General features: G+C 42.6%; 21 protein-coding genes. 9 read left to right on the forward strand and 12 right to left on the reverse strand.

Features of this window, described 5'->3' with window-relative positions; translation table 11 throughout:
• Positions 1-107: 107 nt before the first annotated feature.
• Positions 108-380: an HU family DNA-binding protein gene (locus tag ACLHG7_RS12140; protein WP_114898661.1), complete on the reverse strand. Its 273-nt coding sequence runs from the start codon at positions 378-380 to the stop codon at positions 108-110.
• Between the two features lie 163 nt (positions 381-543).
• A complete protein-coding gene (locus ACLHG7_RS12145; RefSeq protein ID WP_410211277.1) occupies positions 544-1,032 on the reverse strand; it encodes a phasin family protein in 489 nt (162 codons plus the stop codon).
• Positions 1,033-1,455: 423 nt separating this feature from the next.
• Here ACLHG7_RS12145 and ACLHG7_RS12150 point away from each other — a divergent pair, with 423 nt between their 5' ends.
• From ACLHG7_RS12150 to fdx, 8 genes are all read left to right on the forward strand, one after another.
• A complete protein-coding gene (locus tag ACLHG7_RS12150) occupies positions 1,456-2,148 on the forward strand; it encodes a hypothetical protein (RefSeq protein ID WP_410211278.1) in 693 nt (230 codons plus the stop codon).
• 253 nt (positions 2,149-2,401) lie between these two features.
• Entirely contained in the window at positions 2,402-2,893 is a 492-nt protein-coding gene (locus ACLHG7_RS12155; RefSeq protein ID WP_410211279.1) for an Rrf2 family transcriptional regulator, read from the forward strand.
• A 69-nt stretch (positions 2,894-2,962) separates the two neighbouring features.
• Positions 2,963-4,180, forward strand: a complete 1,218-nt coding sequence (locus ACLHG7_RS12160) for an IscS subfamily cysteine desulfurase (protein WP_410211280.1) — start codon at positions 2,963-2,965, stop codon at positions 4,178-4,180.
• A gap of 181 nt (positions 4,181-4,361) precedes the next feature.
• Positions 4,362-4,757: a Fe-S cluster assembly scaffold IscU gene (gene iscU, locus ACLHG7_RS12165; protein WP_410211281.1), complete on the forward strand. Its 396-nt coding sequence runs from the start codon at positions 4,362-4,364 to the stop codon at positions 4,755-4,757.
• Between the two features lie 101 nt (positions 4,758-4,858).
• A complete protein-coding gene (iscA, locus tag ACLHG7_RS12170) occupies positions 4,859-5,197 on the forward strand; it encodes an iron-sulfur cluster assembly protein IscA (protein WP_114900661.1) in 339 nt (112 codons plus the stop codon).
• A 51-nt stretch (positions 5,198-5,248) separates the two neighbouring features.
• Positions 5,249-5,773: a Fe-S protein assembly co-chaperone HscB gene (gene hscB / locus ACLHG7_RS12175; RefSeq protein WP_410211282.1), complete on the forward strand. Its 525-nt coding sequence runs from the start codon at positions 5,249-5,251 to the stop codon at positions 5,771-5,773.
• Positions 5,774-5,854: 81 nt separating this feature from the next.
• Positions 5,855-7,738, forward strand: coding sequence for a Fe-S protein assembly chaperone HscA (hscA, locus tag ACLHG7_RS12180; RefSeq protein WP_410211283.1), 1,884 nt, complete (start codon positions 5,855-5,857; stop codon positions 7,736-7,738).
• A gap of 64 nt (positions 7,739-7,802) precedes the next feature.
• The gene (gene fdx / locus ACLHG7_RS12185) at positions 7,803-8,141 is read left to right on the forward strand and encodes an ISC system 2Fe-2S type ferredoxin (RefSeq protein ID WP_410211284.1); all 339 of its coding nucleotides are present in this window, start codon (positions 7,803-7,805) and stop codon (positions 8,139-8,141) included.
• 13 nt (positions 8,142-8,154) lie between these two features.
• Here fdx and ACLHG7_RS12190 read toward each other — a convergent pair whose 3' ends face one another.
• From ACLHG7_RS12190 to ACLHG7_RS12215, 6 genes are all read right to left on the reverse strand, one after another.
• Positions 8,155-9,621, reverse strand: a complete 1,467-nt coding sequence (locus tag ACLHG7_RS12190) for an adenylate/guanylate cyclase domain-containing protein (protein WP_410211285.1) — start codon at positions 9,619-9,621, stop codon at positions 8,155-8,157.
• A 209-nt stretch (positions 9,622-9,830) separates the two neighbouring features.
• On the reverse strand, positions 9,831-10,265 hold the full coding sequence (locus ACLHG7_RS12195) for an HIT domain-containing protein (RefSeq protein WP_114898651.1): 435 nt from the start codon (positions 10,263-10,265) through the stop codon (positions 9,831-9,833).
• Between the two features lie 1,099 nt (positions 10,266-11,364).
• Positions 11,365-11,955 (reverse strand): Fe-S biogenesis protein NfuA, encoded by a 591-nt coding sequence (gene nfuA, locus ACLHG7_RS12200; protein ID WP_410211613.1) that lies wholly within the window; start codon positions 11,953-11,955, stop codon positions 11,365-11,367.
• A 331-nt stretch (positions 11,956-12,286) separates the two neighbouring features.
• Positions 12,287-13,918 (reverse strand): glycerol-3-phosphate dehydrogenase, encoded by a 1,632-nt coding sequence (glpD, locus tag ACLHG7_RS12205; RefSeq protein ID WP_410211286.1) that lies wholly within the window; start codon positions 13,916-13,918, stop codon positions 12,287-12,289.
• Between the two features lie 22 nt (positions 13,919-13,940).
• Entirely contained in the window at positions 13,941-14,450 is a 510-nt protein-coding gene (locus tag ACLHG7_RS12210; protein WP_410211614.1) for a YaiI/YqxD family protein, read from the reverse strand.
• 65 nt (positions 14,451-14,515) lie between these two features.
• Positions 14,516-15,310, reverse strand: a complete 795-nt coding sequence (locus ACLHG7_RS12215; protein WP_410211287.1) for a 3-hydroxyacyl-CoA dehydrogenase — start codon at positions 15,308-15,310, stop codon at positions 14,516-14,518.
• 217 nt (positions 15,311-15,527) lie between these two features.
• On the opposite strand from ACLHG7_RS12215, the gene ACLHG7_RS12220 reads away from it, so the two are divergent.
• Positions 15,528-16,541 carry a hypothetical protein gene (locus ACLHG7_RS12220; RefSeq protein WP_410211288.1) on the forward strand — a complete coding sequence of 338 codons (1,014 nt, stop codon included), beginning with the start codon at positions 15,528-15,530 and terminating at the stop codon, positions 16,539-16,541.
• A 91-nt stretch (positions 16,542-16,632) separates the two neighbouring features.
• Here the strand turns inward: ACLHG7_RS12220 and ACLHG7_RS12225 are convergent, their stop codons facing one another.
• From ACLHG7_RS12225 to ACLHG7_RS12240, 4 genes are all read right to left on the reverse strand, one after another.
• On the reverse strand, positions 16,633-17,019 hold the full coding sequence (locus tag ACLHG7_RS12225) for an SCP2 sterol-binding domain-containing protein (protein ID WP_114898646.1): 387 nt from the start codon (positions 17,017-17,019) through the stop codon (positions 16,633-16,635).
• A gap of 318 nt (positions 17,020-17,337) precedes the next feature.
• Positions 17,338-18,078 carry a M48 family metallopeptidase gene (locus ACLHG7_RS12230; protein WP_410211289.1) on the reverse strand — a complete coding sequence of 247 codons (741 nt, stop codon included), beginning with the start codon at positions 18,076-18,078 and terminating at the stop codon, positions 17,338-17,340.
• Positions 18,079-18,094: 16 nt separating this feature from the next.
• Positions 18,095-18,763 carry a ribose-5-phosphate isomerase RpiA gene (gene rpiA / locus ACLHG7_RS12235; protein ID WP_410211290.1) on the reverse strand — a complete coding sequence of 223 codons (669 nt, stop codon included), beginning with the start codon at positions 18,761-18,763 and terminating at the stop codon, positions 18,095-18,097.
• Between the two features lie 219 nt (positions 18,764-18,982).
• Positions 18,983-19,939 carry a response regulator gene (locus ACLHG7_RS12240; protein ID WP_410211291.1) on the reverse strand — a complete coding sequence of 319 codons (957 nt, stop codon included), beginning with the start codon at positions 19,937-19,939 and terminating at the stop codon, positions 18,983-18,985.
• Positions 19,940-19,994 lie beyond the last annotated feature (55 nt).

Raw genomic sequence — 19,994 nt, forward strand, 5'->3', positions numbered from 1 at the left:
ATTAAAAAATGAAAAACGCGCCAATGGGCGCGCCTCTTGAAACACAACAACTGAGAAAGCGTAGCCTCAAGATATTCTACTCTTAATTCATAAGAGTGAATTGTTTCTTAAGCAACGATATCTTTTAAACCCTTACCCGCTTTAAAGCCTGGAACTTTGCTTGCAGCAATTTGAATTGCAGCGCCAGTTTTAGGATTACGGCCAGTGCGCGCAGCACGTTCTTTAACACTGAAAGTACCAAAGCCTACGAGTGTCACAGTATCACCTTTCTTTAGCGCTTCGCCTACAGAAGAGATTACAGCATCCAATGCTTTAGTCGCGTCCGCTTTAGAAAGAGAAGCTGTAGAGGCAATCGCGTCAATCAGTTCAGATTTGTTCATAAAAAAAATATCCTATATCGTTGTTAAAAAATTGTGTCCTACAAGGGACGTGCGCCCTTTATATCAATGAGTTTAAGGCTTGGCAAGCAATACCTGAGCAGAACGTTAGAAATAAGATGAATATTATTACATACTGATTAGAAGTATAGAATCATATGTAAAATTATTTTTTCCTAAATGAATCTTGTAATGCATTAATATCCTTCGTTAAATTTTCAACTTGAGCAGTCAAATTTTGAATATTGGCTGTCAACTCATTAATTTCACGATGTGAAGCAAATCCTAAACGAGAAATAGCCTGATTAATACTGTCATCTAACGCTTTTTCAACTTTATTTCGTGTTCCAGTCACGCGCTCATTCACTTTCTCACGCACTTCATCAACTGCTTCCGTCGTTGTATCGACAATTTCTGTGGTTTTTGATTCTAATTCTTCACCAACTTTGACCAAAGAATCAAAAAGTCGAGTCCCCTCTTCTTCAGCACGTGAGAAAGCACCCAAGCCAGCCAACCAAATTTGTTGGGTATATTTTCTAAAATCGAGTCCGGCTTTACGGCGTGGCTGCTCATCTTGAACAGACGGATCTGTCTCAGTAACGCTTTGATCATTTTCTATTTGTAGATTTTGGTCTTTTGAAGATTTTTGGTTCATAATTACAAATCTATCCTTTGCATGAATCGTGCTGATTAGAGGCGCATGTCACATTTAAGCACGGCATGAAATTGATGGGTCCACCGAGATTGGCAAGCCTTTTCGACAACTTCAAACGTTCAATAAACAGTATTGGCTCTTCTAATTGTAGCATAGACCATTTCTCTTGGTGAGTCGTGAAAAAAAAGCATCATTTTTTATTTGCAACAATATGAGTCTGATACTGGTCATGCCTTGTATTTAAATTGAAGGCACTAAAAAAACTCGCTAACTTATGTTAGCGTCAAGAGGGGGCTTGTGATATCTTTGGCATACTCGTGAGATTGTTTGACAAAAGTACAACTATGTCACATCAAAAATTAGAATTTGATCAGCCTACTAAGCTTGTATGCTAGCTGACTTTGTTGATGGAGCTGGATGTTCATGGTAGATCGATCAGAGCACATAAGTCTTGTGGATTTAGTGCAATCAATTGTGCTGATCGTTTTGGAAGCATTATTAACTTTTTTACTGAAATCCGATCAAGAGTCAAAAAAACTTGCTCAAAATCTCATTAAACAACAAGCGCTTGTCGAGCTCAGAACATCCCTGCCTTCAATGGTCATATTCGTGACATTTACCTCACGCGGCGTTCTGCTTGATGCAAAAAAACCTGCACGGCCTATTGATGCCGTTATTTCAGCTTCATTTAAAGACTTACTGCACAGCTTTATGACTGCGCCAGCTTCATCATTAAAAAAAATTGATATTGATGGTCCTATTGAACTTATTGATGATTTGAGGGTACTCATGGGTAGCTTTAACTTACAGCAAATTATTAACCACTGGATTCAATCAGACTGGTTTAAGTCCCTGCTCCTTCCTACTAAAGATATTGATGAAAATGGTGAGCCTATTGCGCATCATGGTCGAGCCTCAAGCCGTCACCGTCAACTCCTCAAGAAACTCAATGAACAACAAATCTTAGTTGATCAAATGAGCTTACAGGCTAAAGAAAATGCTTTTGTTATTCATCAGTTGAATCGTCAAATTAAAATGCTCATCGTAGCTGGTATTGTCTTAATGGGCTGCTTAATTGCCAGTTTGATCGGCACTCTGATTTACTTCCTGACTTAAGCTATCGATCAATTTAGACCACAATCACTCTAGTAATGATTTTATTTGATATCAATTTCTTGTATTATCTACGCCGCACTAGAGCCTGTGTAAAAATAATAAGCCCGTATCTAACTAACGTGCGGATAGCTATTCCGAACACCCTCACTCATCACAAATATCTTCTATTTTAATCTTGACTAATTTAGTCGGAATTAACTAAAATACGCATAGTCCCACTCAAAACAGATCTTTAGGTCTGGAATTTAAGCTTATGCGCCTGACCACTCGCGGTCGTTACGCTGTGACCGCCATGCTTGACTTAACGCTCCAGCAATCTTCTGAACAGCAACCGATTACGCTTGCTGAAATTGCGGATCGTCAGTCGATCTCTATTGCTTATCTAGAACAACTTTTCAGCAAGCTGAAACGTCAAGGTCTAGTTGCAAGTAGCCGCGGAGCTTTAGGTGGTTATCGACTCGCTAAACCCAGTCATGAAATTGCCATTCTAGATATCATTGAAGCCGTTAATGAGTCAGTTGATGCTACAGCTTGTGAAGGTCAAGGCAATTGCCGTAAAGGTGCGAAATGCCTAACCCATGATCTCTGGCATGAATTATCCATGCAAATTGAAAACTATCTTGCTGGTGTCACACTTGCCGATCTTGTTGATAGAGCTGATTCTCAAAATGGCATAAAAAGTGGAGTGCATGTGATTACGGGACTAATTCCCCATGCCCAACAGTCTAGTGTCCCCAGTTTATGATTTTGAATATGTTGTTTGAAATAATTGTCATTGATTAATAATTGCATGAACACCCAACGAGTGCTTGATATGAAACGCCCAATTTATCTTGATTATGCTGCGACCACCCCTGTTGATCCACGTGTCGCTAAGCGCATGATGCAGTTTCTGACCTTAGATGGCGATTTTGGTAATCCAGCGTCACGTTCACATGGTTACGGCTGGCAAGCTGAAGAAGCGGTTGAACACGCCCGCGACCAGGTTGCAAATTTGGTAAAAGCTGATCCGCGGGAAATCGTATGGACCTCTGGCGCAACTGAGTCGAATAATCTGGCAATCAAAGGTGTTGCGCATTTTTATGCAAAAAAAGGCAAACACATTATTACCAGCAAGATCGAGCATAAAGCTGTTCTTGATCCATGTCGCCAGCTTGAAGATGAAGGCTATGAAGTCACTTATTTAGATCCAGAGCCCACTACTGGCTTGATCCATCCCAGTGCTGTAGCCGCTGCTTTCCGCGAAGACACTATTCTGGTTTCATTGATGATGGTGAACAACGAAATTGGAACGATTACTGATGTCGCAGCAATTGGCGAATTAACCCGTGCACGTGGTATCTACTTCCATGTTGATGCTGCTCAAGCGACAGGCAAAGTTGAAATTGATTTATCTAAATTGAAAGTCGATCTCATGAGCTTTTCTGCACATAAAACGTATGGTCCGAAAGGAATCGGTGCACTCTTCGTTCGTCGCTCACCACGCGTACGTTTACAAGCACAAATGCATGGCGGCGGTCATGAGCGCGGTATGCGTTCAGGTACACTTCCGACCCATCAAATTGTTGGTATGGGCGAAGCGTTTGAGATTGCTGGGCAAGAAATGGTTGCCGAACAAGCACGCCTAAAAGTTTTACGTGACCAACTATGGAACGGCTTCAAAACATTGGAAGAAGTCTATTTAAATGGTGATGCAACGGCACGTGTTGCCAATAATTTGAATGTCAGCTTTAACTTTGTTGAAGGTGAATCCTTAATGATGGCATTGAAAGATCTCGCTGTCTCCAGTGGATCTGCTTGTACTTCAGCAACTCTTGAGCCTTCTTACGTGCTGCGTGCTTTGGGTCTTTCAGATGAAATGGCTCACAGTTCAATACGCTTCAGTATAGGTCGCTTCACCACTCAAGAAGAAATCGATCAAGTTCTCGATTTCGCACGCTTCGCGGTTGATAAACTCCGTGCACTATCTCCACTTTGGGATATGCATCAGGAAGGTATTGATTTATCAACAGTTGAGTGGGCTGCACATTAACCATTCATACGTTACATGTATCACCTCATATAAATACATGTAACGTAGAATAATTTTTTTAGAATATGCGGTAGAAATACAATTGAGCGGGGCGTAAAAAGATGCAATTTTGCATAACGCGCCCCATCTATTAATTAGATAGACGCTACTACTCCCCTTACGGGAAAACAGGAGACGTATCATGGCTTATAGTGAAAAGGTCATCGACCACTACGAAAACCCACGCAATGTTGGCGTGTTGGATAAAAACTCTGCAGATGTTGGTACAGGTATGGTTGGCGCCCCTGCTTGTGGTGATGTGATGCGTTTACAAATCCAAGTCAATGATGCTGGAATTATCGAAGATGCACGCTTCAAGACTTACGGCTGCGGCTCTGCAATTGCATCAAGTTCACTCGTAACTGAGTGGCTAAAAGGCAAGAATCTGGATGAAGCCAGTCAAATTAAAAACTCTGCAATTGCTGAAGAATTGGCGTTGCCGCCAGTAAAAATTCATTGCTCGGTACTTGCAGAAGATGCGATCAAAGCAGCAATTGAAGACTATCGCAGTAAGAAACAGATCAAAGAAGCCGTTTGATTGTATTTTGCTCGAACTTCATTACAGCGCGTTTAGATCAATAATCTTACCCTTATCGGGTAAGATTTTATGAAAATGTAGGAGTAACCCAGATGACATCAATGGTAACAGCGACCTCAGGTATTAGCCTAAGCGAACGCGCAGCTGCTCATGTACGTGACTATCTGACCCATCGCGGTAAAGGTGAAGGCATTCGCGTCGGTGTAAAAACATCTGGCTGTTCTGGACTCGCTTATGTACTTGAATTTGTTGATCAGGTTGATCCGCATGACCAAAAATTTGAAGCACATGGCGTCAATGTTTTTATCGATCCGAAAAGTATGGTTTACTTAGATGGATTAGAAATGGATTATGTAAAAGATGGTTTGAATGAGGGTTTTCGTTTCGAGAATCCAAACAAAAAAGGCGAGTGCGGCTGCGGCGAATCATTTACGGTTTAAGACACAGTCTCACCTCCATAAAACCTGTGCGAAAACAGTAGGTATTTGCTTTTGAATTTTTTTGAACTCTTCAATTTAACGCCGGCTTTTGATCTCGACGCAGGTCATCTTACGGCGCGCTATCGCGAACTACAACGCCAGCATCATCCCGATCAAATTCTGCAGTCTCAGCATAGTGACGCCTCCGCAGTGCTATCCGACGCTCTGAATTCGGCGTTAGTCAATGACGCATACGATACACTCCGTATCGCGGCTAAACGTGCCGCATATCTACTTGACCTGAAAGGACAAGCCATCGCATTAGAGCAATCTATTGGTGATGTGGATTTCCTATCCAATGCTATGGAAGTAAGAGAACAATTAGATGAAGCGGACTCAACTGATGCACTCGAAAGTTTACGCGTAGAAATCAACCAATGGATCAGCGCGCTATCGAATGAATTTAAGATCGATTATGCCGCAGAAGACTGGCCTGAAGCACGGGATACTAGTCGAAAGCTTGCCTTCATGCAGCGTATTTTAAACGACATTGATTCGGCTGAAGACCGGTTTGATGATCTTGATGACTTATATTAAACGACCCCATTTTAATTAAGCATCTGCAAACCAATAGTCACACGACTCACTCCATATATACATTTAGGATTTAAGCGCGCCATGGCTTTGCTTCAGATTGCAGAACCCGGTCAAACGACAGCCCCACATCAACATCGTCTTGCGGTGGGAATCGATTTGGGAACGACTCACTCTTTGGTGGCAAGCGTACGCTCTGGTCGCCCCATGATTCTTGCCGATGAACAAGGCGACCTATTACTGCCTTCTGTTGTTCGCTATGAACTCAGTGGAGCAGATGAACATTTAGTCTCAAAAATATCTGTTGGACACAAAGCACTTGATGCTGCCGTCCTTGATCCGACAAATACACTGATCTCTATCAAGCGTTTTATGGGACGTTCGAAAAATGATATCCAATTTGATCATCCTTACGAACTCACAGGTCAAGATGATGAAATGCCTGCATTCATCACCGCACAAGGCAGAAAAACACCTGTTGAAATCTCTGCTGAAATTCTAAAAACACTGAAAATACGTGCCGAACTTGCCTTGGGCGGCGCACTTATGGGCGCCGTCATTACTGTTCCTGCTTATTTTGATGAAGCGCAGCGCCAAGCAACACGCGATGCAGCCGAACTCTCAGGAATTAATGTTCTCCGTCTTTTAAATGAGCCCACCGCCGCTGCGATTGCTTATGGACTAGATCAAACACTCGATAATATGGATGCTCAGAGTGAACGTATTCAGGTTGTCTATGATTTTGGCGGTGGTACATTTGATGTCTCTGTATTGCGCTTAAGCAAGGGCGTTTATGAAGTGCTTGCAACGGGCGGACATACCGCATTAGGTGGTGACGACATTGATCGCTTGATCGTAACCTGGTTAAGTGAAGAAATCGGATTAACCAATCCCTCCCGCTCAGATCAACAAGCGCTACTTAAAGCCGCACGTCATGCAAAAGAGTCATTAAGTCGTCAAGAAAACGTTACCGTAACTATCCAAAATAAATCGGTAGTGTTAGCTGTAACGGTACTTGAAACACTGATTAGACCTCTCGTTGAGCGTACGATCGCTGTATGTAAACGCGCGCTTCGTGACTCAAAACACTCCATAAATGAAGTAGATGCGGTAGTGCTGGTTGGCGGCTCCACACGAATTCCCTTGGTTCAACGCTCTGTCGCTCACTTCTTCAAGAGAGAGCCACTTTGTACACTAGATCCCGATCAAGTCGTTGCACTAGGTGCTGCGATATCAGCGGATCAATTGGTTGGTAATGGTAAAGATGGCGCATTGCTACTCGATGTTACCCCATTGTCATTGGGCTTAGAAACCATGGGGGGATTAGTTGAACGATTGATCCCACGTAACTCTCCAATTCCCATTACACGTCAACAAGAATTCACAACCTATAAAGATGGTCAAAGCGCAATGCTCATCCACGTGCTACAGGGTGAACGGGAAACGATTGAACACAATCGCTCTTTAGGCCGCTTCGAACTTCGTGGAATCCCTCCAATGATGGCTGGTGCAGCACGCATTCAAGTCAGCTTTCAAATTGATGCAGATGGCTTACTTTCAGTCTCAGCCAAAGAAATGACGACAGGCATTCAAAGTGAGATTGTGATCAAGCCCTCTTATGGTCTATCACATGAAGACGCGGAACGCTTTCTCACGGAAGGATTCCAAAATGCGCAAGGGGATAAGGATTTACGCAACCTCTCCGAGACCAAAGTGGAAGCTGAACGTGAACTTCTCGCGCTTGAGCAAGCAATACATCAAGATAGTACACTGCTTACAGACAGTGGACTCACTGCATTAAAACATGCGGTTACAGGGCTTAAAGATGCACTGAAGACCGATGAATTACAAGTGATTCAAACCGCAATTGATGCCCTAAAACGGCATAGTGATGAGTTTGCAGCACATCGAATGAATCGAAGTGTAAGCCAAGCCTTGAAGGGTACCGCTTTAAGTGATTGGCGCTAAGCATCGGCTCAGCAGGCGATAGAACTGTAGATATTAAACGAAAACGAATTGGAAGTTTGCGATTATGACGCGTATCAAAGTAATGCCACATGCCCAGTTCTGTCCAGAGGGCGCAGAGTTTGAAGCAAAATCAGGGCAGAATTTATGTCAGCTATTACTCGATAACGGTGTTTCAATTGAACATGCCTGTGATATGTCAGCCGCTTGTACGACATGCCATGTGGTCGTTCGTAAAGGATTTAATGCATTAAATGAGATGGATGATGTTGAGGCCGACTTGCTTGATCGTGCATGGGGTTTAGAACCAGACTCTCGCTTATCTTGTCAAGTTGAGGTCAATGATACGGATCTATTGATTGAAATACCGCGCTACACCATTAATCACGCATCAGAGCGTCATTAAAATATAACTCGCTTTAATTAAGTCCAGGGCGGTCGAGATTCTCGATCGCATGCTGTAAAGCACGTTTGATCCGATCTCGGTCATACGATTTCACCAAATCCATATCCAACTGTAAGTTAAATCCTTCTAGCTCGTATTCGCTCCAGCGGCGCTGATGGGTGGGTACATTCTCGTAACGACCCGCTACTTGCCAAGCCTGCACAGGTTGAGCAATACCACGGAGCATGATCTCCCCTTGATCAATACAGTTGACTTGATCTCGGACTTGTTCATAGGTCTCTTGAGACATCAAGATTTCATTTGGTGCTGCTGCGGCTTGCAAACGTGCGGCAAGATTTGCTTCCCTGCCTATTACGGTATAACTCATTCTAGAAGCGCTGCCAAAGTTGCCAACGTGGCAATACCCTGTGGTTACGCCCATCCGAACATGTAATTGGCCTAATTCTGAATTATTACTTTTCTGTCGTAAACGCTTCATTTCTTGCTGCATTGCAATAGCCATATCAATACATGCAATCGCATCATTTTTGGTGCCACTACTTGTTGGATCGCCGAAAAAAATGACCAAAGCATCGCCGACGAACTTATCAATGGTGCCGCCATATTTGCGTGCGATATTGGACATCTTCTCAAAATAGGTGTTCAGCAAAGCAGCGAGATCATCTGATGAAAGACGATCCGATAACTCCGTAAACCCCTCAATATCAGAGAAAAAGATGGTAAGTTTTTTACGCTTGTTATAAATTCTAGACTCAAATGTTCCATTCACAATGGCTTGCCAGACCTGACTCGGAGCATAACGCGCAATTTTATTGGCCATCTTAATGTATTGATGATTCTTCTTTTCAGACTCAATGAATTTTTTCTTCAAAACCGCTACATGCTTCTCAGCATAATTCAACGCAAAGATAATATAAGTGGCAAAACAGACAATACTGCCCACACGCAATAGCGCAGAACCATCAGACGCCCCCTCATGGAAACCAAACGTATGGGTGTTTACCCCTAGAACATATGCAGAGATATATGCGCTCAAGACACATACCAAGACGCTCACGATAGAAAATAGCAGGTTATTCAATTCAACCAATCTGACAATCAACATCACCATAAAGATCATCGAAGGTGTCAGAGAGAACTGCAAGTAGCCTATCGCTAAGCCTACACAAATCGCATCAATGCAAACGATTGGCCACATCAATTGGATATTTTTAGAGTGATCAAATTCGGTATAAGTTGTCGATGCGACGATTTGATGATTTTTGCCATGCCGCTTGAGCAAATAATTTGCCAGTTTGAATTGCAAATAAGGCATTGCAAGCATGAGTGTCAGAAAAAAGATGGACTTAAAACTTAAAAGTGAGATATCAGTGCGGTCATTTAAACTGATTAAGAAAACTACCACGAATACCAAATATGCGACGATACGGCGTTGTTGGCCAAACCGCTGTAAGAAGCTGATTGGAGTATCAGATGCCATCGTCGTCATGCTCGTGTTAGTTAAATGATATCTGCGATAACGCTATTTTTATTTGCATTATGAAGATTCTTATCATGAAATGCTGATTGTGGCTCATTCAAAATCAATGAGCTTTGCTTTTACAGCTGCTGGCAAACTATAAGAAACAAATAAGTAAGAATTATATCTACCCCAAATGTAACAGAATTCTGTCACATTTTCGATAATCCTTAATCCATCTTCCAATCAAAAGGCATTTCACTTTGCCCTCTTAACGCGAGCATCAATGTCTGACGCATTCTTGCCAATGCTTCCACTGTATAATCGACAGAACGATTGCCCCAAACTGGATTTGGCCAAGCTTGGTCATTCTGATAACGGACAATATGGTGAAAATGTAACTGAGAGACTTGATTACCCAAGGCAGCAACATTCATTTTGTCTGCACGGAAAATACGCGCCAACTGACTAGATAGCCAACTTGATTCGCGCAAAAATTGAGCTTGATCCTGCTGAGACAATTCATAAAGCTCGGTGATCTGGGGCACACGTGGAACCAGAATCAGCCAAGGAAACTGCATGTCATTCATCAAACGACAGGTTGATAACGGAAAGTCGCCGATCAGGAATGTATCCTGTGCGAGTTTTGGATGCAAACTAAACATAAACAAACCAAAGTCAAGAATTTCAAAGTCAGTAATGTTACCACAGCTCTCATACTATCGTGTAAGCAAGACCCTACAAAGGAGTACTTTATCTATACAATTAGATGAATTTATATGTTGTATTCATGTTTCTTTAATAAAAGAAAATATCCAAAAAATAAAAATACTTCAAATAAACATGATCTTGAAGGTTGACACTTTTGCCGCAACTTTACAAAAGTGTCTTTATCTTGATTAAAGCTCTACGGCATCATCTGCCACATCATAACCACCATTTTCAAATTCCAAATCCAGCTCTTCAACTTCATATTCGAAAGCCGCATTGACATTCATTTTTAACATAGTCCATATACCTCACTATTTCTATTTTAAAGTGACGGTTGTACGTTGATCACTAAAAATGAATGAATTAAAGTTCTTGAGATGAACTTAGTGATGATAGATCTCGATATTCGATATCGAGATCCTCCTGACCAGTGCCACGAGGGATATACACCACCATTTTAGTTATCAATATAACTAATCAAAATCAAACATTTAATCTTGTGTCAAAATATCAACCAATTCATTATTTTTGTCGTATAGATATTACGAAGGGGTCTCGCCACCATTTACAGCATATACGACACAACACATTCACCGCGTTGTCATTACCAAGCACCAAAAGGTACGCCACCATAAAACCATATTTGCATGATATTAATGTGACATATTCATTGCAATTGAATGAAAAAACTCATGATAATCTAGACATGTGGACCTTATATATGACTGACTGCAATCCAATCACAGAAGCATAACAATATCTAGTTCTTTGTTTTTCAGTAGTTTGGTAACTTCTTTCACGAAACAATGCCAACGTTTTATATTTATACCGTCGATTGCAATGATGGGTCAAGCGCAAAAACGTATAAATAGTATAAATTTATCAGCAATATTTATACCAAATATTTCTAAAAAGAAATATTTTTAACAGCCACATACGTACTTCAAAGACTCAAACCATTTCCCCATAAAAAAAACCAACTGCGAAATCACTACAGTTGGTCTGTTCTTAAGCGACATTGATAAAACAGATATCCCAATGAACATGAGGGTATTATTTAAAATATGCGCCTTCGCGTTTGGTATGATCCGTTTTATCAATAACTCTGCCAAGCTCTGGAATATGTTCTTTCAATGATGTTTCAACACCTTGTTTCAAGGTCATATCTACAGCAGAACACCCTTGGCATCCACCGCCAAATTGCAGTACCGCTGTCAACCCATCCGCTGGATCATCAAACAATTCAACCAATGAAACATTACCGCCATGTGCCGCTAAGCCTGGATTAATTTCAGCTTGCAAAACATAACCAATACGCTCTTCAATAGACGCATCTGCACCGATACGAGGAATCTTTGAGTTCGGTGCTTTAAATGTGAGCTGACCACCAAAACGATCTTTGTTGTAATCAATCACTGCATCCTTAAGGTAAGGGATGCTTGGGCTATCAAGATATGCAGAAAAATCGGCATAATCAATCTTGGCATCATTAAAATCTTCTTCACCCGGTGTACTGTATGCCATGCAGCATTCCGCACGTGGTGTACCTGCATTTTCAACAAAAATACGTACACCAATGCCAGGCGTATTTTGTTTGGCGAGTAGATCTTTCAGATATTCCTGCGCCGATGCGGTAATGACCATATTAGCAGTCGTATCTACCGTAATCGTCTCTAGGGCGTCTAAAATAGCAGTTTCGCTTTCTACATCTGACATTTTGATTCCTCGCAATATTTAATTTGCACAGCGCAAACCGAATTGAAACGTATTTAGCGACCTCTACTCGTGGGATTATCAATCATCCAATCCCAGCGGCATCGATCAATGCTTGCTATTATAGCATTTATGGGGATTCACTGGGGATTTGGCAAGGTGCATTTTCGTGATGATATGACATTAATTTCCCGCCATATCATATGAGCGGCATCGGAATGATGCCCTTGCAGAAACGAATGACCTCCACATCATCCATGGTTTAAACACCGTGTTGTTTGAACCATTTTTCAAAGGAAATACGCTCATCAACCGTCATGTGTAAACCGCATTTCGTTCTACGCCATAGAATATCTTCTGCTTGCCACGCCCATTCTTTTTGTCTTAAATAACGTACTTCACACTCATATAAACCACCACCAAAATACAAGCCTAAGTCGCTCACACCAAAGGTCAGAGATTGTGACTTAAGACTACTGAGGACTTGAGGTGTCCATGTGCCATACCGCCGAGTGATACTGGCAAGCCATTCTGGATCAATATCTGGATATTGAGCGATAAAATGGGTCTGCCAAGCTTCAAAACCATGCCAGCCATCAGGAATATCCCCACCGGGTAAGACTTCCTGATCCGTCCAACCTTTAGACAAATCAATACAATAATCTGATAAATCATCCAGCGCATGTTCAGCAAGTTTGCGATAGGTTGTCAGCTTCCCGCCTAACACAGTCAGTAACGGCACTGCTTCATTTAATGCTTCTATTTTAAGCTCATAATCACGAGAAACCGCAGATGGATTATCAGTATCCCCTTGATCCATGAGTGGACGCACGCCACTATAGCGCCAGATCACATCTGAAGGTTTGACAGAGTGCTCTAGATATTGGTTGACAGCATCACATAAATAGTCAACTTCAGCATCGGTCATAGATGGGAGCTGATTTGGATCATTAAGGGGTAAATCAGTCGTCCCGATCAACGTATAATCATGCTCATAGGGCAGCATAAAAATAACGCGTCGATCAGTATGCTGCAGGATATAAGCATGATTTCCGTCATAACATCGCGCAACCACCATATGCGAGCCTTGGACTAATCGTAATTGCCCGAGTCCAGTCTGTTTTTGAATCTCGACGCTAGATTCAAGAATCTCCTCATCATGACTATAATCATTCAGTGCAATACGAGTCCGCACTTTTTCTACCCATGGCCCACTGGCATTGACCAACATGCGAGCTCGGATATGGGTAGGAATCTTTTCTGGTGATGGATGGATTTCAGTCGGTTTAATCTCGATATGCCAAAGATGACCTACTCGCTTTGCTTGCTCGAAGCTCACTCGCGGCAACATCTCAGCCCCATGCTGCTGCGCAGACAGCGCGTTTAATACGACAAGTCGCGCATCATCAACCCATGCATCAGAATACGTGAATCCTTGACTGAATAAAGTTTTGAGTGGCTTTCCCAACAGGGTATTCGTTAAAGTGACTGCTTTGGATTTTGCCAATGAAATGCGACCACCCAATCGATCATACAAAAAAAGTCCTGTACGAATCATCCAACGCGGACGTAAGCCTGCGATATGCGGCATGACAAAACTCATCGGCCATGCAATATGAGGAGCGATGGCAAGGAGACGTTCACGTTCAGCCAAGGCCTCTCGAACTAAACGGAACTCATAATATTCAAGATAGCGTAAACCACCATGAATAAGCTTACTAGATGCGCTGGAGGTCGCTCCTGCAAAATCCCCCCTCTCAACCAACAATACACGTAAACCACGCCCAGCTGCATCGCGCGCTATTCCCACACCATTAATGCCACCACCAATAACGACCAAATCGTAGATTGAATCATTCAAATCAGGTTCTGTTGCCAAGCTATCGTTTGTCATGATGGATACGTATTTTCCGTGTTTAATCCTTTAAGTCACTATTTGCAAGTTTTGCTTGTTCCGCTAGCATTTTCTGCTGTGCGATACGCTTTAAACGAACAATGGTTTTTTCTAAGCCATCAGCAAACTGCTTTTTATCACGATCATTAAGTGGAGGTGGTCCACCAGTCTGAACACCTGCGCCACGAAGACTATCCATAAAATCGCGTAAATGTAATCGAGCACGAACATTCTCTGTGGTGAACACCTCCCCTCTAGGATGCAATGCTGTACCACCCTTCTCGATCACTTGTGCCGCTAAAGGAATATCCTGAGTCATCACTAAATCGCCGGCTTTCATACGCGATACGATTTCTTGATCCGCCATATCAGCACCGCCAGAAACCTGAATCGATCTGATCAATGTCGAAGGCGTAATACCCACAGGTTGATTCGCTACAAAAATCGTCGGTAAGCGATGGCGATCCGCCGCACGAAAAATCACTTCACGCAGGATTCGGGGGCACGCATCCGCATCAATCCACAAAGTCATCGTAGACAAACTACTCGATGACTCAGGTAAAGGTTGAGAGGGTGGGTTAACAGGAGTATGGCTCATTAGCGAGGTTGCATCCGGATGGCACCATCTAATCTAATCGTCTCGCCATTCATAAAACGATTTTCAATAATATGCAAAGCAAGCTTCGCGTACTCTTCAGGATACCCCAAACGTTTTGGAAATTGAGTCATTTCTATAAGCGGTAATTTCACACTATCCGGAGATGCATTCATCAAAGGGGTATTAAAAATACCAGGGGCGATGGTATTCACACGAATCCCGATCACGGCAAGATCTCGGGCTAAAGGCAAGGTCATCCCGACTACCCCACCTTTAGAAGCAGCATAGGCAACCTGCCCAATCTGACCATCAAATGCAGCAACAGAAGCTGTATTAATAATCACACCACGCTCATAGTCGGTATTCTCCGATGTACTGTCCGGCGTATTATGCTGCATGGCTTCTGCTGCAAGACGTGTCACATTAAAGGTACCAATCAAATTAATGGTGATCACTTTGCTAAAAAGCTCAAGTGAATGCGCTCCATTTTTTCCAACGGTGCGACTCGCCGATCCAACCCCAGCGCAATTCACCGCAATGTGTAGGCCACCAAAATCTCCGACAACTTGATCAATGGCAGTTTTAACAGAGACCTCATCGCTGACATTCACAGTATAAGCACGGACATTTGCCCCCAATTCAGATGCAACCTGATCTGCTTGCTCACGATTGAGATCAAAAATTGCCACTTTGGCGCCCTTAGCAGCCAGTTGCTTTACAGTTGCTAGACCTAAACCTGATGCACCACCCGTGACCAGCGCAACTTTCTGTTGTAATGTATCGTTGAAATCCATCTGGACTATCCCTATTAACAATGTGAGATGACTTTGCATAAATTTATTGCAAGAATCATTAATATTAAATGAATACTGATTATGACTATAGTAGCTTAGGTGATTTTGTCTATTTTTGTCAGTCTGACGAATAAGATTTTTTAAACTGTTATTGGCCTACATAGTCAGTACATACGCCTTGATACGTTGCACTACATAACCCCGCTTGGAGCTAAGAATGACCGAACAGCTGAATCAAACTATAAATCACTTAGCACAATCGGACTCGAAGCAATCTACATCGCATAACTCCCCGCCAGAACTTTTAAAAGTCGATTGTGCAACGTTAGGCGACCATGGTGCACATTGGGAAATCCTGACCGATAATATAAACGTCGTCGTACCCAAATGGTTGGAACACTCCATTGATGATGCTGTGATGCCTCGTGGACTGGCTTTTGATGTTGATCCCAATTCAGATGATCAAGCCGCACATTGGCTGATTACAGGACCTGAAGGCGCGATTCAAGTCGCACAAATATTAGATGTTACTGATGGTCGTCCTACCGCACTTCGCAGCGCCTATCCCTTCTTAGACAGTAAATGGTATACCGAAGTTCGTGTAAGTCGGGTACTACATTGTGAGCATTCTCTTGAGGCCGTATTGACCTTAGAAACCTCTGATGGCGCCACACTCTATGCATTCGATGCACTATATGCAGTCAATCAACATCGCTATCAGAGCAAAGTCACCTATCATGCCTATCTAGGGGCCTTTGCTTATGAAATTGAACGCGTTGACAGTGGTGAGACCATTGTTGTTGATGATCCGGCCGCGATACGTCATCACCGCGCACTCAATGAAATTCTGGCGGATAACAATGGTGTGGCGCCCGACGATCTCCAAGAAAAACTAGCCGCATGGCAAGCCAAAACACCCGAGGATGAAGCACCAGTCACCTTAGATTTATCCAATATGGTGGCTTATTTATTCGGTGAGAATTTCGGTCAAGAAGATGAAGCATGGTTCCAAGGAGAAGTGCTAGGTGTGCAGCCCTTGAACTTTATGTCAGAAACGGGGCAGTTGCTTGATGTGGTTATTCTACGCGAGCCTGATGCAAAGCCATTGATCATTCAAATAGCTTATTTCCCCCGTGGTGAGGCACCTGCAAACATTCAAGCTGGTGAATTTATTCGCGGTAATATCTGGCTACAAGCCTCGGTCTATGCCCCAATCGAAAAAAGTAAATAAGGCATTTTTGATAAAATTAAACCCGCATAAATCAGCGGGTTTATTTTTTTAAAGTATCTCATCAGCATTAGCGCGAGAATCTTTCTCTCAATTATTCTGTTTCAGCCAATACGCTTTTGAACAAGTCTTTTTGTTCTTGGCTTGGGCGAGCAGTTTGCAATGCCATCAATTGAGTCATGTCACCTTGTACTTTGATTTTACCTGACATGAACGCTTGCATTGCTGCAGCCATATCAAATTCCAAAAATACTTTACGCAAAGTTGCTGCATCTAATTGCAATGTTGCTTTTGCATTTGGGGACAGACCTTTGACAATTTTTCCGCCATCAAGCGCCAGATCAACATCACCATCAGCACCACCGCTGACGTTCATATTCAATGCCAGATTGGCAAGCGCAGGTGGGAGATTAAGATCACCAGCTGCCTGAGTCAGTTGATCAACTTTGTCAAACCATTCATTTGTCAAAAAAGTTGCCATGTCCATTCCTCGTTTTATATGTCGTTAAATAGTATTTAATAAACCCAATCCACCATGCTTTCCTAGAATTGCATGACATCACTGATGTCTATCATTGCCATAATGCAGGACAATCCTGCCCTTACTAAAATGCACATGGCTTTATAACAAAATCATTGAATAAGCGATATAGCACATCTGTTGTTTTTATGGGGAAGAATGATCAATTTAGTCATTCATGAGGGATTGGTGATATAAATGAATATAAGATATGCAAGGCAACAGGCTTCATGACTAAGACTTCAATCAAGAATCTCAACTTTCAAGAGACAGAGAGCATCAAGCGTTCCACCATTGTGGTAGCACCGTTTTCTTCAACTGTTGCCGATCACTCGCAAAAGTTGGGCAAACTGCCATCATTTCAGCCCAAAATAACGGTGAATGATTAAATTGTCGGGTGTGACAAAGTTCATGCAGCAACACATAATCCAGAAGCTCCGGAGCCAGTAAGATCAATGATGCATTCAAGTTAATCTTACCCTGACGTGTACAGCTTCCCCAACGCGTGCGAGCATGACGTATCGTGCAGCCCGTATATTGAAAATGGTGAATTGTGGCAAGCTCTGCCAATCGAAGAGGGAGATAAGACTGTGCTTGGAGCTTTACCCATTGCTTTAAAGAAGCTGACGCATTGATTTCAGGGATAAACATCGTTTCACTGCTTATGGTTACCCGTTTATGTGCATCTGAAGTTTCCAAGCGCCAGATTTGATTCAGTGCGGGAAGTCTAAGCTCCGTATTATTGGTAATCGAATGATTGGTATGCAGAGGATGATCGGCTAAATGCTGCTCATGTTGTCGTTTGATTTGCTGTTGCTTTGCCCAACTCTCTTTAAGCCAAAGCTGGGTTTCTTTTAAAAATTTTCTGACTGTCGCGTCTGACGTCCGTGGTGGAATCGTGACCCATACTCGACCCGATTTGAGGGTTAACCGTAAACGTTTAGCCCTAGAATTTACCCGCCACTCAATCTCAGGTAAATCAGTCTCATCATCTGCCGCTTTGCGACCCCAAAAAGCCAATGTATTAACCTACCACTTAACGAGAGACTTCACGCACCCCATTGGGTCCTGCGAGTAATGCCAAATCTGCACCTTGCTTAGCGAACAGCCCATTGCATACCACACCTGCAATGTCATTTAGCTCACTTTCTAAAGCAATCGCATTTAAGATATTTAGATTATGAACATCGAGAATCAGATTGCCATTATCGGTCACGAAACCTTGACGATATGCAGGAGCTCCGCCTAAAGTGACGAGTTTTCGGCCTACTGCGGATCGCGCCATAGGAATCACTTCGATAGGTAAGGGAAAGGCTCGACCCAATTGTTCGACCCATTTAGACTCATCCGCAATACAGATGAATCGTTTAGCGACCGATGCAACAATTTTTTCACGGGTCAGTGCGCCACCACCACCTTTAATCATATGCAAATGACGATCAATTTCATCAGCTCCATCGATATAAACATCCAAACTACCCACTTGATTTAACTCAACAACCTCAATGCCAACTGCCTTTAGGCGATCTTCTGTGGCTTTAGAGCTCGCAACAGCGCCAGCAAGTTTAAGCTGGGGAAGCAAATCAATGAGAAAATTAACCGTACTGCCTGTGCCAACACCAATCACTCCCCCTTTGGGCAAATGATCCAACGCCGCCTGTGCAACCGCTTGTTTTAATAAATTTTGTTGGGTGGTATCGGACATACAAAGGTACTCGAATATGTTGAAACATGACATGTTTTGAATAAGCGATAGTTTATATGAATTCGTGTTCAGGCTAAAGGATTACACAGTTTTAATCGGTCAAAAATGAAGTATGTCGTTGTAGACTTTTTATAGATTTGACTTCAGCTAAAAATGATACTCCTCTCCATGACAACATTTTTGTTCGCTTGGAGGAGTATCATTGTTTATAGAAGACGTTTAAAGCCCCGCAGTTAAGCTGCGATTAATTTTAGCGCGTAACTGAGCAAGAAAATCTGCAACCTTATTCGACTCCGCTTTCTGTAACGGATCTTGAATGCTCTCTACAACTTGTGTCTCAAGGCGCTCTGGCTGAGCATTTAATGTACGATAACGTGCAATGGATGACTCAATACTCTTACCGAGCAAACCTTTCCGTACTGGCTTTGGCAAATACCGAAACACTTGAGCTTGATTGATCAACTCAACGAGTCGCGCTGTATCTTTAAAATTGGTCAAAATAATGGTCAATAATTCTGGATGCTCTTGCTTAAGTGTCTTGATCATTGTACTCAGATCTACATCCCCTAAACTTAGTTCGGTCACCATAATAGCCACGGAACGACTGGTCAAAATAGATAAGGCAGAATTGACATCTTGACTCCAGACCACTTCGTGGGAATTTCCTAATATCTCTTTAACAACCAGGTAAGTATTCTCATCACGATCTAAAACCAAACAAACCAATCCCTGATTGCTAATAATTTCAGGTCGTAGGATCGGAACTTGTTGCAGTAGAGGCTCACTCGGTAAAGCCTCAAGTTTTCCAGCGATATTCGCGGCCTGTGCAATGGTTTCCCGCAGCTCTTTAGGACCCCAAGGCTTATTAATATAACGGAAAATCTCACCATCATTCAGAGCATCTAATGCAGCATCGGCATCAGAATAACCCGTCAATAAAATTCGAATGGTATCTGGCGCAATTTCTTTTGCTTTACTGAGTAACTCTGTACCGGTCATGATCGGCATACGCTGATCAGAAATAATCACGTGAATTTTCTCTTGACGCAGAATTCTTAGCGCCTCGTGACCATCACTCGTCGCAAATATTTGGTATTGCGTTCGAAGCAACATACTGAGCGACCGCAAGATACGCTCCTCATCATCCACTAGTAAAATCTTTGGTTTTTCTTGCATCTTATTACTCCTGCCGATGTATTGGCTTGTGACTAGTCATGACGCTTAATTTGAG

It is taken from the genome of Aquirhabdus sp. (assembly GCF_046462495.1).
GTDB lineage: Bacteria > Pseudomonadota > Gammaproteobacteria > Pseudomonadales > Moraxellaceae > Aquirhabdus.